13 protein-coding genes are annotated in these 14503 nt (G+C 71.6%); 9 read left to right on the forward strand and 4 right to left on the reverse strand.

Going from position 1 to position 14503, the window contains the following annotated elements:
• Positions 1-33: 33 nt before the first annotated feature.
• The 3 genes from WME73_RS16310 to WME73_RS16320 all read right to left on the reverse strand — a co-directional run bounded on the left by WME73_RS16310 (position 34) and on the right by WME73_RS16320 (position 2724).
• Positions 34-726: an oxidoreductase gene (locus WME73_RS16310; RefSeq protein ID WP_437299912.1), complete on the reverse strand. Its 693-nt coding sequence runs from the start codon at positions 724-726 to the stop codon at positions 34-36.
• A gap of 407 nt (positions 727-1133) precedes the next feature.
• Positions 1134-1652, reverse strand: coding sequence for an NUDIX hydrolase (locus WME73_RS16315; RefSeq protein WP_437916293.1), 519 nt, complete (start codon positions 1650-1652; stop codon positions 1134-1136).
• Between the two features lie 475 nt (positions 1653-2127).
• Positions 2128-2724: an FxsA family protein gene (locus WME73_RS16320; RefSeq protein ID WP_437916294.1), complete on the reverse strand. Its 597-nt coding sequence runs from the start codon at positions 2722-2724 to the stop codon at positions 2128-2130.
• Between the two features lie 217 nt (positions 2725-2941).
• Between WME73_RS16320 and WME73_RS16325 the strand changes: the two genes are divergently transcribed.
• Positions 2942-4486: a lysine 5,6-aminomutase subunit alpha gene (locus WME73_RS16325; protein ID WP_437746374.1), complete on the forward strand. Its 1545-nt coding sequence runs from the start codon at positions 2942-2944 to the stop codon at positions 4484-4486.
• 291 nt (positions 4487-4777) lie between these two features.
• Positions 4778-5512 carry an OAM dimerization domain-containing protein gene (locus WME73_RS16330; RefSeq protein ID WP_437916295.1) on the forward strand — a complete coding sequence of 245 codons (735 nt, stop codon included), beginning with the start codon at positions 4778-4780 and terminating at the stop codon, positions 5510-5512.
• A 4-nt stretch (positions 5513-5516) separates the two neighbouring features.
• On the opposite strand, the gene WME73_RS16335 is transcribed toward WME73_RS16330, so the two are convergent.
• Positions 5517-6287: a J domain-containing protein gene (locus WME73_RS16335; RefSeq protein WP_437746376.1), complete on the reverse strand. Its 771-nt coding sequence runs from the start codon at positions 6285-6287 to the stop codon at positions 5517-5519.
• Between the two features lie 253 nt (positions 6288-6540).
• Here WME73_RS16335 and WME73_RS16340 point away from each other — a divergent pair, with 253 nt between their 5' ends.
• The 7 genes from WME73_RS16340 to WME73_RS16370 all read left to right on the forward strand — a co-directional run bounded on the left by WME73_RS16340 (position 6541) and on the right by WME73_RS16370 (position 14497).
• Complete coding sequence (locus tag WME73_RS16340; protein WP_437746377.1) at positions 6541-7386, forward strand: SDR family NAD(P)-dependent oxidoreductase; 846 nt, start codon at positions 6541-6543, stop codon at positions 7384-7386.
• A gap of 336 nt (positions 7387-7722) precedes the next feature.
• Positions 7723-9486: a hypothetical protein gene (locus WME73_RS16345; RefSeq protein ID WP_437916296.1), complete on the forward strand. Its 1764-nt coding sequence runs from the start codon at positions 7723-7725 to the stop codon at positions 9484-9486.
• A 44-nt stretch (positions 9487-9530) separates the two neighbouring features.
• Positions 9531-10034 carry a T3SS (YopN, CesT) and YbjN peptide-binding chaperone 1 gene (locus WME73_RS16350; protein WP_012235526.1) on the forward strand — a complete coding sequence of 168 codons (504 nt, stop codon included), beginning with the start codon at positions 9531-9533 and terminating at the stop codon, positions 10032-10034.
• Positions 10035-10053: 19 nt separating this feature from the next.
• Complete coding sequence (locus tag WME73_RS16355; RefSeq protein ID WP_437746379.1) at positions 10054-11271, forward strand: hypothetical protein; 1218 nt, start codon at positions 10054-10056, stop codon at positions 11269-11271.
• Positions 11272-11456: 185 nt separating this feature from the next.
• Complete coding sequence (locus WME73_RS16360; protein ID WP_437916297.1) at positions 11457-12347, forward strand: carboxypeptidase regulatory-like domain-containing protein; 891 nt, start codon at positions 11457-11459, stop codon at positions 12345-12347.
• Positions 12348-12711: 364 nt separating this feature from the next.
• Positions 12712-13710 carry a heme o synthase gene (cyoE, locus tag WME73_RS16365; RefSeq protein WP_437917398.1) on the forward strand — a complete coding sequence of 333 codons (999 nt, stop codon included), beginning with the start codon at positions 12712-12714 and terminating at the stop codon, positions 13708-13710.
• A gap of 52 nt (positions 13711-13762) precedes the next feature.
• Entirely contained in the window at positions 13763-14497 is a 735-nt protein-coding gene (locus WME73_RS16370) for an SCO family protein (protein WP_437746381.1), read from the forward strand.
• Positions 14498-14503 lie beyond the last annotated feature (6 nt).

The following is a 14503-nucleotide window of genomic DNA, read 5'->3' on the forward strand; positions in this document are numbered from 1 at the left end:
GTCGCCCGGTGGGTGGCGGCGCCATGGCGGTGATCAGGCCTGGACGACGCCGATGCCCTTGGCGAGCGCTTCCATGTCGTCGAAGTGATAGACGTGGCGACCGCTGCGCCCGTCGAGCGCGGCGGCGACCATCGCGCCGGCGACGGTCCTCGCGTCGATGGGCCGGTACCTGCGCAGGCCGCCCTTCATCGTGAACCGGAGCGTCTGCGCCGCCGCGACGCCGATGGCCTCGCCCTTCCTGACCTCGCCCCGCTCGCCGAGGAGCAGGCTCGGCCTGAGGACGTGGACCGCCGCGAAGCTCGCCGCCGAGAGCTCCTGCTCGAGCTCGCCCTTCACGCGCAGGTAGAAGCTGGTCGAGCGCGGGTCGGCGCCCACGGAGGAGACCAGGACGAACTGCTTCACCCCGGCCTTCTCGGCGAGCCTGGCGACGGTGATGGGGTAGCGATAATCGATCTCGTAGAAGGCCTCTTCGGAGCCGGCCTTGGCGATCGTCGTCCCGAGCGCACAGAACACGTCGCTCACGCCGGCGAAGTCCGCGCCTTCGAGCCGGTCGAAGTCGACGATGCGCTGCGAGAGCCGCGCATCCTCGATCGGGGCCGGGCGGCGGAGCAGGGCGACGACCTTCGTGTACGCTGGCTGTTGCACGAGGAGGCGCAGGCAGTGGCCGCCGACGAGGCCCGTTCCTCCCACGATGAGAGCTGTCTTGTCGACCGTCATGTCTTCCATGTCCGTGCGGAATCACCCGCGGAGAGCGCCGCCGCGGGGATCCACAGCCGTACCACGCAGCGTAACGCAAGCGGCGCGCGAACCATAGCGGCCGGCCGTGCAGGGCGCGCGCGGACCGACGGCGCGGCCCCCCCACGCTTCCTTTCCTGGTGTGTCCGGGCGCTACATGCTCTGTCCTTGAAGAGTCAGGCGCCAGTCACGCGCCGCGCTCGCCCGGAGCAGCATAGACGGACGACCGCAGCGCTGCATCGAGCTGCTGGCTCTGGAGATGGCCGTACCCTGAAGGGGGAATGATCGCACATCTCCTTTGATCCCGCAGGCGCCTCTCAAAGCGAGCGTGCGAGATGTGCCTTGAGCGGGGCGCCCGTCGACTGCGCCGCGGCGGCGCTAGGCCCCCGCGCGGGTCCTCACGTGAGCGGCGCGCTGGCGACCTTCTGCGAGCGCTTCGCGCGCTGGGCGTGGAAGGCCTTGACCGCCATCGGGATGACCAGCTCCCGGTGCTTGGGTACCAGGTTGTTCGGCAGCTGCTCGACTGGCCACCAGGTGCCCGTCGCCGGGACCTCGGCGAGCTTCGCCTGATGGACCCGGGAGAGCATCCAGCCGCGCGCGGCGGCCGAGAAGTAGTCGCCGACGAACGTGAAGTCGGAGATCGTCATCCCGACCCGGTGGAAGACGTGCTCGGGCTGCTCGCCCGGCGAGAGGACGCTGCCGGGGCAGCACCACTCTCCAGCGCCTGCCGCCGACGCTCCGCGCTGTGTCAGGAGCACCTCGAGGGCGCCAGAGTCCGCGTTCCTCCGGAGGCATACGGCGTCCGCGGCGAGGTGGATGGGGAGCCGGGAAAGAGCGTTGATGAGCGAGCTGCCGAGCGGCTCCCGTGGATCGACGTACCCGAGGAGCCAGCCGGCCATCGACTTGATGAGCCTCATCTGGGCACCCTCCGCGAGCGCGTGCGGCGGGGCCGCTGGAGCACCGCCCGCCGGGCGTTCAGGCGAGCGCGTCGGCGCTGTTCAGGGCTGGACGTCGTGCCAGGATCGTTCTTCGCGCTGCTGCCGGGGCGGCGCGGCCGGGTCGATGGGATCGAGGTTCGAGTTGGATCTTTCATAGAGGTTGCTGCGTTGGTGTCGTTGTGCGTTGTTGCGTCATGTTGGACAGGTTCAGATCTTCATGTCGTTTCTCCTGGGATGTCGGGCTGCGCCGACGACGTTGATGAGCCTACAATGCGCTCTGTTTCTTTGTCGTTTCAGTCGTGCAGCTCGGACGTGAATCGTTGTCCTGCGTCGTCGCTCGCGTGTCTCGCCGAGCTCCTGACGCCGGTGTTCGGGTGTCGTGGGTGAGAGTCGCTGGTGCTCCGGGCAGCGCGAGCGCGCATGCGTTCGCCGGGGCATCGATGACATCGGGGTGTCAGCCGGGCAGCCGTCGCGTCGTCCGCTCTGGCCCGCCGGCCTCATCGTCGTCCGCGCCCTCGGTCACCTCCGCATCGACGTCGATGACCTGCCATGACGCCGGTTGCCCGCGGGACGCGCGAGCGCGCCCCTCGGCGCGCTCGCCGAACGGTCCGCCGCTCAGGTCGATGACCCTCATGCTGAAGAACGCGCCGTCGCCGGGGCCGCCAACACCGATGCCGGCGGCGCTCGCCGCGGCCACCCGCCGCTCGAACCGCTCCCGCACCGCCGCCGCGATGCGGCGGCGCACCGGCGGGAGCAGGAGCAGGAGCCCTGCCACGTCGGTCAGCACCCCCGGCGTGACGAGCAGGGCCGCCCCGAGGAGCACGAGGAGCCCTCCCGTGAGCCCCTCGTCCGGGACGCGCCCCGCGGCCATCGCGCCGCGCCACGAGGCGAGCACCTTGAGCCCCTCGCGCTTCGCGAGCGCTGCGCCGAGGACCGCCGTCCCGAGCGCGATCGCCACGGTAGGCCAGAAGCCGATGACGTCGCCGATCGACAGGAGGAGCCAGAGCTCCAGGATCGGGAGCGCCGTGAAGAGCAGGATGAGCTTGCCCATGACCCCCGTCGTCTAGCGCCGCCCGCCGCGCCGCGCACGCGTGGGGCCGCCCGCCGCCGGCGTCGCCGCCGAGCGCCGTCATCGCACACCGCGCCGCGCCGTCATCGGCCGCCGCTGAGTCCCGCGAGGCCGGCTGTTCCATGCTCCGCCATGGTTCCTGCGCCGGAGTACCGGCCGCGGTGAGAGTGCGCTAAGACCGTTTGCCCCGGAGAAATCCATGACGACTGTCCCCGTGGAGCAGGAAAAGGTGGAGGCGTGCCGCGCGTTTGCCGCCGACATCGCCGACGAGGTGCAGCGCTTCATCGACCGCCACACAACGGTCGGCGTCGAGCGCACCGTCGCCCGCGCCTACGGCGTGGTCGGCGCCGACGCCGAGGGGACGCCGCTCGTGAACGCGCTCGTCGATCGCATCCACAGGGCGGGGCAAGCCGGCCGCGGCGTCGCGTACCACCTCGGCCGGGCGCTCTACGAGGGCGCCGGCTCCGTGCAGGAGGCCGCGGAGATGCTGGCGTTCAGCGAGGCGGCCGACCTCGGCGCGGGGCCCTCCGCGGCCGAGGCGCGCGGCGCGCTCGAGGCCGCGACGCGGGAGGCGATCGCCCGGATCGACGGGGCCCGCGACGAGCGCGAGGCCAACAAGGCGGCGCACCGGGTCGGCGTCGCGCCGCTCAAGTACGTCATCGTCGCGACGGGCAACATCTACGACGACGCCGTGCAGGCCAAGGCCGCCGGGTTCGCCGGCGCCGACATCGTCGCCGTGATCCGCGCGACCGCCCAGTCGCTCCTCGACTACGTCCCGGAGGGGCCGACCACCGAGGGATACGGCGGCACGTACGCGACCCAGGAGAACTTCAGGATCATCCGCCGCGCCACCGACGAGGCGACCCGCGACACCGGCACCTACCTCGCGCAGACGAACTACTCGTCCGGCCTCTGCATGAGCGAGATCGCCTGGATGGCGGCGGTGGAGCGGCTCGACATGCTGCTCAACGACGCGATGTACGGGATCCTGTTCCGCGACATCAACATGCAGCGGACGTTCATCGATCAGTATTTCTCCCGCAGGATCATCGCGAGGAGCGGCATCGTCATCAACACGGGAGAGGACAACTACCTCACGACCGCCGACGCGGTCGAGAAGGCCCATACGGTGCTCGCGTCGCAGTTCATCAACGAGGCGTTCGCGCGGCGCGCGGGCCTCCGCGAGGAGCAGATGGGCCTCGGCCACGCCTTCGAGATCGACCCCTGGCTCGAGGACAGCCTCCTCTTCGAGCTCGCCCAGGCCCAGCTCGTCCGGCAGATCTTCGACCGGCACCCGATCAAGTGGATGCCGCCCACCAAGTTCAAGACAGGCGACATCTTCCACAGCCACGTCCACGACGCGATGTTCAACCTGGTCGGGATCACGACCGGCCAGTCGATCGAGCTGCTCGGGATGTTCAGCGAGGCGGTCCACACACCGCTCCTCATGGACCGGTATCTCTCGCTGAAGAGCGCCCGCTACATCTTCACCGCGGCGCGGCACCTCGGCGACGAGATCCAGTGGAAGCCGGGCGGCATCGTCGAGCGGCGCGCCCGCGAGGTCCTCGACAAGGCGCACGAGCTGCTGCGGGAGGTCGAGCAGGAGACCGTCTGGGACGCCATCGGGCGCGGCGCGTTCGGCGACGTCAAGCGCACGCGCACCGGGGGGAAGGGGTACTCGGGGGTCGTCGCGCGCCACCCGGAGTACCTGAACCCGATCCTCGAGGTCCTGGAGCGGTCGTAGCCCCGGCCTGCTGCGCCGTCCCGGTCGAGGGCCTTCGGGCTTCGGGCGCGCCGCGAAGGACGGGATTCCCAGGACAACCTCCGAGAGGGCCGGAGCGTCAGCGCGCCGGAAGACATTCTTCCTGACTTGGCATCTTCTGTGCGCCGAAGCATGGCTGAAGCGTGGAAGCGTGGAAGCATGGAAGAAGCGCGCTCTCGCCCCCTCGATCGCGCTGGCCGCGCGGCGCCGCATGGCGATACTGTCAACGATGGATGGGCTCTTTCGGCCCCCTGGCTGTAGACAGAGGTGAGCATGACACTGCGAAACATCCTGCGTGCGTATGGCGACCGAGAGGGGGACGGGATGGTCCAGATGTCGTTCACGCTCCGCGTCCTGCCGGGCGACCGCGCGCGCGAGGCGGCGAAGCGCTTTGCCGAGTCGCACGGCCTGCGCGAGCCGCTGGTCACGGCGATGGAGCAGGCCAGCCGGGAGCACACGTATTTCGTCGTTTACGGGCACTCCCAGCACGGGGTCGACCTCTCGGACATCGAGGTCCAGGAGCTCGCCGCCCAGCCGCTCACGCGGGACGACATCGAGGCGCAGGCGAAGAAGCTCGGCCGGAAGATCGTGGTCGTCGGGGCCTGCACGGGCAGCGACGCGCACACGGTGGGCATCGACGCCATCCTGAACTACAAGGGGTTTGCTGGCGAGAAGGGGCTCGAGAGCTTCAAGTGCTTCGACGCCCACAACCTCGGCGCGCAGGTCGAGAACGCCGAGCTCTGCGAGAAGGCCAAGGCGCTCGGCGCGGACGCGATCCTGGTCTCGCAGGTGATCACCCAGCGGAACTGCCACAAGGAGAACGCGGCGGCGCTCGTCGACCTGGCGACGCGCCAGGGCTTCCGGGACAAGGTGATCCTGCTGCTCGGCGGCCCGCGCATCGATCACAACCTGGCCGTCGAGCTCGGCTTCGACGCTGGCTTCGGCCCGGGCACCAAGCCGATCACCGTGGCGTCGTTCCTGATCGAGCGCCTCGTGGGCCGGGTGTAGGCGGTCAGGCGACGAGCAGGTGGTAGGCGGCCGAGAGCTCGGCGAACCGCGCGGTGCGCTGGGCGCCGTCGCCGGCGTGCGCGGCGCGGTCGGGGTGCAGGGACGCGGCCAGGCGGCGGAATGCGCGGCGGATCTCGGCCTCGGTCGCGCCCTCGCGCAGGCCCATCACATCGAGCGCCCGGCGGCGCGGCTCGTCCGCCCGAGCGGCGCGCGGCGGCGCGCCCGCCGGCCCGCTGTGCGCGGCGCGCGCCGACGAGCCGGCGCGCCGCTGCCGATCCCGCGCGCGCGGGCGGCCGTGGAGGAAATCGCTCGGCGGGAGCGGGCCGGTCTGCCGCAGCGACCCGGCGAGGGGCCTCGCCGTGTGGAAGCAGATGGTCGCCTCCTCGATGCTGAAGAGCGCCTCGAGGCGCGCGCGGAGCTGGATCCGGAGCGCGCGGTCGACCGCGGTCGCCGGGATGAGCCCCGCCGCCACGAGCACCTCGCCGGTCCGGCGCCCCCGGTGCGCGGCGACGAGCGCGGCGAGCCGCTGGATCGACGGCTCGGGCGCGGAGCCCTCCTTCGCGAGGATCTCGCCGAGGCGGGGCACCCGGAGCGGCGTCTCGACGGCCGTGACGAGGCCGGAGAAGAGCTGGATCCGGTGCTGGCGGCCCGGCACCGTCGAGCCGCTCGGCGTCCGGAGCTCGCAGAGCTCCAGGAGCCCGGTGGTCTTCTCGCGGTGCAGCGCGCCGAGCAGGTCTCCCAGGGTCGACGTGGAAAGGCGGCTGGGCAGTTGCATCGAAGGCGGCGTTATCACTGCCGCGCTCGATCGGCCAAAGAAGCGGCGCGGGCGCTCGGGCGAGCGGCCGTCGCCCTGGCCGGACGGGCTCGCTCGCGCGCACCGTCGCTCGGCGCTCGCTCGGCCCTCGCTCGATTGCGTTGCGCGCGCCTGCGCGCACGAATGTGTGCCCGGGCCGAGGCCCGCCGTGCGAAGCTCCGCGCGAAAACGGCACGGCGCACCGCGCCGGCGCGCGGATCAGGAGGAATCTGCGATGGGCTTGCTCGACGGAAAGGTCGCGATCATCACGGGAGCCGGCGGCGGGATCGGCCGCGAGGAAGCGCTGCTGTTCGCCCGGGAGGGCGCGAAGGTCGTCGTCAACGACCTCGGCGGGACGCGCGACGGATCGGGCTCGAGCGACGCGATGGCGGCGCAGGTCGCGGAGGAGATCAAGGCCGCGGGCGGGCAGGCCGCGCCGAGCTTCGACAGCGTGGCGACCCCCGAGGGCGCGGCGAAGATCGTGAAGACCGCTGTCGATGCGTTCGGCCGGGTCGACATCCTGGTGAACAACGCGGGAATCGTCCGCGACAAGACGCTCCTCAAGATGGATGAGGGCATGTGGGACGCCGTCATCGCCGTTCACCTGAAGGGGACGTTCCTTTGCACGCAGGCCGCTGCGAAGCAGATGGTCGCGCAGGGCGGGGGAGGGCGGATCGTCAACACAACGAGCGTCTCCGGGATGCTCGGCAACTTCGGGCAGGCCAACTACGCGGCTGCCAAGGCCGGCATCTACGGCATCACCCGCACCGCCGCGATCGAGCTGCAGAAGCAACGGATCACCGTCAACGCGATCGCGCCCATCGCCAAGACCCGGTTGACGGAGGATCTGCCCATGTTCCAATCGGCGGGTGACACGCTGACGCCGGCGCACGTGGCGCCTGCGGCGCTGTTCCTCGCGTCCGACCTGTGCGCCGACAAGACCGGCAACGTCCTCGCCGTCGCCGGTGCGCAGATGTACATTTACAAGGTCGTCCAGAGCCCCGGGAAGTTCAAGGACGAGGGCGGCGTCTGGACGGCGCAGGAGATCGCGGATCACTGGGACGCGATCATCAAGCTCTGATCGTGGCGCCGGCGCGACGGCGCAGGGCGCCTCGCCGAGGGCGGTCGCGGCCGGGGCGCCGGCGTGCCCGCCCTGGGCTGCTTCCCGCGGACCGCGTCGCACGCGCGGCGCGGCGCGGCGCGGACGATGCGGCTGCGCGCGAGCCGACCGTTGCTGCGCTGATCCCTGGATGCTAGGTTCGAACCGCTTCCGGGGTACGTTTGGCGCATCGGCGCACTGTTCGAGCAGGTCGTTCACGCGGAGTCTGGAGGTGCCACCGGTGACCGTCTTTCGCTGCTGTTACGCCTGCGCCATGTCGCGCGGTGCGGCCTCTGCAGCGCGGAGGCGTTGAGCGCCGTGTCGCGTGACGCCCACATCCCGCTCGCCCTGTGGATCTGCGCGGCGATCGTGGCGCACATGGCGGGCGGCGGCGGCGCCGTCGAGGTGGCGCAGGTCATCGAGGATCGCGCCCAGCTCCGCCAGATGGTCCACGCGGTGAGGGATGGCCTCCGGCCGGGCGACACGACGTTCGAGATCCTGACCGACGGCGCGGCGCTCACGCCGCCCCCCGCCCCGCTCGCGCCGCCCGAGTTACCGTCGGACAGCGAGCCGGACAAGGACGCGACGCCCGATCCGCAGCAGCCGAAGCCCGAGCCGACCAAGGCGGCGACGATCCCGCCGCGGAAGCCGCCGAAGGCTGAGCCACCGCGCCAGGCGAAGGCGCCTCCGCCCGCGCCGCCAAAGCCTGAGCCGCCCAAGGAAGAGGTGGCCAAGATCGTACCGGTCCAGCCGGCGCCGCCGCCGCCGCTGCCGCCGGCGGATCAACGGATCGCCGTCCGCCAGCACGTCCAGAAGGACCAGCAGGACAACCCCGAGGCGAACCGGATCGCGGACGACGCCAACAAGGTCGACGAGGAGACCATGGCGCAGATCCGCTCGAAGGATCAGGACGATCCCGAGCCGACGCCCGGGACGCCGTCGGGGCCGAAGGCGCCGACGGACAGGGTCGGCGACAGCGACCACGATCACAGCGGCCACAGCGAGGAGCGCGCCGGCAACGAGCAGCACGCGCCCGGCGAGGGGAACCCCGAGAGCGAGAGCGCGGAGCACCACAGCCCGGCGTCGCCGGCGCAGGCAGCGCAGGCCTCCCGGGCGGCGTCCCCCCCGAGCGTGCCGGGCGCGAGCGGCGGCGCTCGCGTCGCGCAGGCCTCTCCCGCGCTTCCGCCGCCGGAGAAGGGCGCCGCGGGCGGCTCCGGCCCGGCGTCGCCCGAGGTGATCGACGGCGCGCGCGGCGGCTATACCCTCAATCCGGCGAACCCGGGCGGCGACGGCAAGAGCCGCGTGGCCGGCAAGAAGGCGACGCCGCAGCCCTACCAGAGCCCGGTCCGCGTCGGCTCGATCGGCCTCGGCGCGCCGGGGCTCCCCGGCGGGGCCAACCTCAACCTGGACATGGCCGGCGTGCAGGCGGCCGTCGGCAACGAGAAGCTCAGGGCGGAGCGGGCCTCGGACGGCGCCTCCCGCAGGAGCGCGCACCGGGGCTCGTGGGAGACGACGGACAAGTGGAAGAAATGGCGTGCCGCGATCGAGAACTACGATCCCTCGGTCAAGCCCGGCAACCAGACCTCGCTCAACGCCGCGCGGGTGCCGTTCGCGACGTACATCAACATGATCCACAACCGGCTCCACCCGATCTTCGCGGAGGAGTTCCTGGCGTCGCTCGAGAGCTTGCCCTCCGGGCACGCGTTCAACCAGAACCGGGTCACGCACGTGGAGATCGTCCTGAACAAGGACAGCGGCAGCGTCGTGCGTCTCGGGGTCACGAGGCCGAGCGGGATGACGGCCTTCGACATCGTCGCGCTGAACTCGGTGCACCGCGCGTCGCCGTTCGGCAAGGCGCCGGACGCGATCGTCTCGCCGGACGGCAACGTGTACCTTCACTGGGAGTTCCACCGGGATCCGTACGACGCGTGCTCGACCCGCAATGCCCGCCCGTTCCTGCTGAAGGCGCCCTCCGGCGCCGCCCCGATCGAGCCGGCGCCTGTGCGCAAGGGGCCGCGCCCCGTCCCGGGCGACGAGGGGGCGCCTGCGCCGCCAGGTCCGCTGCTTCCGCTCAGGCGTTAGGTCCCGGCTCTGCACCGGGACCGCGGCGATGTATTCTCCGCGTCATGCCGAAGGATTCCGACGAGGCCGTTCGAGTGACCAACGCGCGCATCGAGGCGGCGCTCGCGGATTCCCCGGCGTTCACCCGAGTCGAGCCGCAGTTCTACGTCGTTCGCCAGGGGACCGCGTACGTCTACCTTCATGTCCTTCCCTGGGCGCCCGATCGCGCGCTCGTGCGGCTCGTCGCGCAGCTCGCCCGCGGCGTCGAGATGACGCCGGACCTCGCGATGAAGCTGCTCCGCCTGAACGCGCGCATCCGCTTCGGCGCCTTCGGTTACGTCGCGCAGGGCTCGTGTGTGGTCATCGTCCACACGCTCCTCGGCGGCGAGACGCTCGACGCCGACGAGATCCTGGTCGCCCTCCGGGATCTGTCCGTGCTCGCGGACGAGTACGACGATCGCATCGTCGAGGAGGCCGGCGGCCAGCGGATGCAGGACCTGATCGACGCCTCGGCGACCGCCGCGGTCTTCACGGATCTCGAAGCCCCCCGCGCCTGGGACAAGGGCTGAGCGACGGGCGCTGTTCTTCATGCTCCTCACCATCGATCTCCCACCCAAAGGCCCTCCTCCCTCCGCCGCGCCGGACACCGCTGCCTCGCCCCGTCGCGAGGAGGGCGGCGAGCCTCCGCCCGCAGAGCGCCGGTCCTCCGCCGCCGGGCGGCCTCCGCTCGCCGGCCTGCCTGTGCTCGCGCTCATCCGGCCACTCGCCGTCCTCGCCCTGCTCGCGATGATCCTCGGCCGCATGGTCGCGCCGGCGATGGTCGGCCTGGCGGTGGGCATCGAGCGCGCTGTCCACACGATCGAGCTCGCCGGCGCCGGCGCCTCGCAGCTCTTCGCGATCGGCGCCATCGTGGTCGCGATGGCGCTGATCAGCGCGGTCGTGCGGAGCCGCGTCCCGTACGCGCTGCGGATCGGCGCGATCGTCGCGGGCAGCTTCGTCATCCTGGTCGTGCTGCACGCGACCGTGCAGCGCGTGCCCGATCTGTCCGCCGCGCTCATCGGCGTGAGCGCCGCGATCCTCGCGCTCGGCAGCGCGTGGGAGGCGCTCCGCGTCCCGTTCGTGCGGCCGGTCGCGGCCGCGCTCGGGCTCGTCGGCGCCTCCGCGCTCGTGCGGCTCGCCGGCGTCCTCCTGGCCGTCTGGGCGAACGACCGCGGCTCGAAGGCGCTCGCCGGCGCGACGAGCTCTGTCGCGACCGCCGCGTTCGCGCTCGATGCGCTGGCCGTGCTCGCGGCGACGGTCGCGCTCGGCGCGGGCCGCGAGGCGCGGCCGCGTGACGCCGAGCCGCCGCGGCCGCGCCTCGTGAGCCCGCTCTCGCTGGTGGCGCTCGCGTCGGCGCTGTTCGCCACGCGGGCGGCGCTCGCGGGCGCCGCCGACGACGCATCCATCGTCGAGGCGCTCTTCCGCCGCGCGCTCGACCGGCTGCTCACCCGCCCCGCTCCGGTCGTGCCGCTCTCGATGCAGCTCTTCGTCGCCGCCCTCTCGGTGGTGGTCGTCGCGCTCGCGATCGTCGCCCCGCCGCGGCTGCCGGCGCTGGGCGGCGCGCTCGCGTTGCTGCTCGTCGCGGGCAGCGCCCCGGAGGTGCCGCTCGGCGCGCTGTCGCTGGTGATCGCCGCCCTCTGCATCGCGCTCGTGGCCCGCGACGAGCGCGGCTTCTGGGCGGCCATGCTCGCGAACGAGCGCGAGCGCACCTCGAGCTCGCTCCCGGGCGCCGGGAAACCGGACATCACCGGCGGCGCGTCAGGTTGACGCGAGCGACGACACTCGTTAAGCACGCCCTCGCTGTGCGGAAGAACAGCGCGCGGCATGCCACCCGCTGCTCGCCAGAAGGACGCGGGGGGAGCCGCCGCCCGGTCCAGACGGTCCCTCCTTAAAAAGGCCAGGTCAGGCTCGGAGGGGCGCGAACCAGGCTCGCGTGGCGCGGGAGAGTCCTCATGCATCGTCGCGATCTCGCCTCGCTCTCTGCTCTCGCGCTCACCGCGCTGGCGCTCGCAGGGTGCCCCGAGGAGCCCTCGAGGCCCAGCGGCGGCACGGCCGCGACCGCCACCACGGCGACGCCCCCGGTGGCCTCGGTCGAGAAGCCCGCCGCGGCCCCGCAGGGGTCTGAAGCGCCGAAGGCCACGGCGCAGGAGGCCGCCCCGGCTGCCCCCGCGGGCAAGGGGATCATCAAGGGGGTCGTCAAGTTCACCGGCAAGCCGGTCGAGATGAAGGTCCCCACCGCGCGCAAGGACGCCCCGGTCTGCCAGGACAAAGATGTCCTGTACAACGCTGTTGTCGTCAACGATGGCAAGCTCAAGGACACCTTCGTCCGCATCGCGGTCGGAGGCGTGCCGGGCAGCTGGAAGGCGCCCGACGCGCACGCGGTGGTCGACCAGCAGGACTGCATGTATGTGCCGCGCATCCAGGGCGTGGTCTCCGAGCAGCAGGTCGACATCAAGAACAGCGACCGGACGCTGCACAACGTGCACACCTACAAGGGCTCTGAGACGCTGTTCAACCAGGCGCAGCCGGGGGGCGCCGCGCCGCTCACGAAGGCGTGGAAGGACGGCATCATCAAGCTCACCTGCGACGTCCACCCGTGGATGCGCGGCTTTGTCGTGGTGACGGATCACCCGTTCTTCGCCGTGAGCGGCGATGACGGCTCGTTCACGATCGAGAAGGTCCCTGCCGGCAAGTACAAGCTCGAGGCGTGGCACCCCCACCATGGCCTGAAGACGGCCGACGTCACGGTCGCGGACGACAAGCCCGCCCAGGTCGCGTTCACGTACGCCGGCACCGAGCCTGAGCCGGCGGAAAACAAGGACGAGCTCAAGGGTCTTTGGTGAGATCCATGGCAGCGCCTGCAGCAGGCGTCGACCCGCCCCGGACCGCCCGGCTGGCGGCGAGCTGCGCGGTGGAGCGACCTTTCCAGGCTCGCTCGACGCGCAAAGAACGGATGAGCACGCCACGACGGTTGCCGCAAGGTGACTCGTGCCCTAAAGGGAGGCGGGCGACAACTGACGAACTCGACTCCCCGAGCCGTGTTGTGCGCGCTAGTCTCCCGGCCCCGATGCTGTTTTCTCCCGCCTCCCGCGCTCCGGTGATGACGTCGTTTTTCAGTGCAGCTGTCCCGAGACGAGGGATCCTCGGGGATGTCGCGCGAGCGCGCGGCGCGGGCGCCGGGCACAGCAGCGAGGTGCGCGCGTGACCATGAGCGTCGAGCAGGCCGCCGAGCGCGCCCCGGTCCCTTACGTTCGCCAGGCCGAGCCGTCCGAGGGCGGCGGCTGTGCGGTCCCCACGAGCGCGCGCCCGCTGCTCAAGGGAGCGGCCGATCTCGTGAGCCTCACCAAGCCGCGCATCACGAGGATGGTGGTCGCGACGATGCTCGGCGGCATGTGGGTCGCGAGCCGTTATCTCCGCGCCGGACTGGCGGGAGAGGCCGCGATCGAGCGCGCGGCGGTGCCGCCGGCACAGCTTGCGCTGGCGTTGCTGGGGACGGTGCTCGTCGTGTCCGGCGCCAACGCGCTCAACATGTACATCGAGCGCGACACCGATCTGCTGATGGAGCGGACGCGGAGCCGTCCCTTGCCGGCGCGGCGGCTTTCGCCGGAGCTGGCGCTCTGGTTCGGGATCGCGCTCTCGGCCGCCTCGATTCCGGTGCTGCTCATCGGGGTGAACGCGACCACGGGCGTGCTCGCCGCGGCGGCGCTGCTCAGCTACGTCCTCGTCTATACCCCGCTCAAGCGCAGGACGACGCTGTCGCTGCCGATCGGCGCGATCCCCGGCGCCATCCCGCCGCTGCTCGGGTGGACGAGCGTCACAGGGCAGATCGACGCGCCCGGCTTCCTGCTCTTCGCTGTCATGTTCCTCTGGCAGATCCCGCATTTCCTCGCGATATCGCTCTTCCGTCAGGACGAGTACCAGCGCGCGGGGCTCAAGGTGCTGCCGCTCGAGAAGGGCGATCTCACGACACGGCGCCACATCGTCGGCTACCTCGCGCTGCTCGCGCTGTCCTCGGTGCTGTTCGTGCCGTTCGGCGTGGCGGGCCCTGTTTACCTCGGCGCCGCGGTCCTCCTCGGCGGCGCGTTCTTCGGGCTCGGCGTCTACGGTCTCCGCGCGGGCACCGGCGCTCGCTGGGCGCGTCAGGTCTTCTTCGCCTCCATGGTTTACCTGGTGCTCCTCTTCGCTGCGCTGATGATCGGCGCCTGAGCGGCGCCTCGTCGCCTTGACTCGCTGGCGACAGGCCCTTAAGCGTCACCGGATGGTCTCAACGGAGCCCACGCGCCACGCGAGCGGCGCTCTGCCGCCTGCGGAGCCGACCGGCCAATCATTTCCGTCCGACCGCGGCGACGTGGGGAGGCCCCGGCGCGGCGGGCTCGTGGGCACGCCGGTGTTCTGGGCCGCGCTCCTCGCGCTGGTCGGGCTCGTGGTGCTCGTCACCATCGGGATCGCCGGGCGCGCGCTCCACGGCCAGGCCGCGGAGACGCCCGCGATCCGCATCCCTCTGCCCGCCTTCGAGCTCACGGATCAGCGGGGCGCGCGGTTCGGGCTGGAGCAGCTCCGGGGCCGCGTGTGGATCGCGGACTTCATCTTCACGACCTGCCCGACCGTCTGTCCCAAGCTCACGCAGCGCATGAGCGAGATCGAGCGCCGAGGCCGCGATCTCGGTGACGCGCTCCATCTCGTGACATTCACCGTCGATCCGGAGAACGACACCCCGGCGGTGCTCGCGGCCTACGCGGCGTCGCAGCGGCTCCCGCTCGAGCGCTGGACGTTCCTGACAGGCCCCCTCGATCAGATAGAATCGACGGTCCTCGACGGCTTCAAGATCGCCATGGGCAAGAAGGAGTCGAGCCCTGGCCTCTTCAGCATCTTCCATGGCGAGCGCCTCGTGCTGGTCGACCAGCAGGGCGTGATCCGCGGCTACTACGAGGCGAACGACGACGGGATCGACGCGGTCCTGCGCGACGCGGGCGCCCTCGTGAAGTCGAGGTGACCCGCT

The sequence above is a fragment of the Sorangium sp. So ce302 genome (assembly GCF_051530145.1).
GTDB classification, from domain to species: Bacteria; Myxococcota_A; Polyangia; order Polyangiales; family Polyangiaceae; genus Sorangium; species Sorangium cellulosum_B.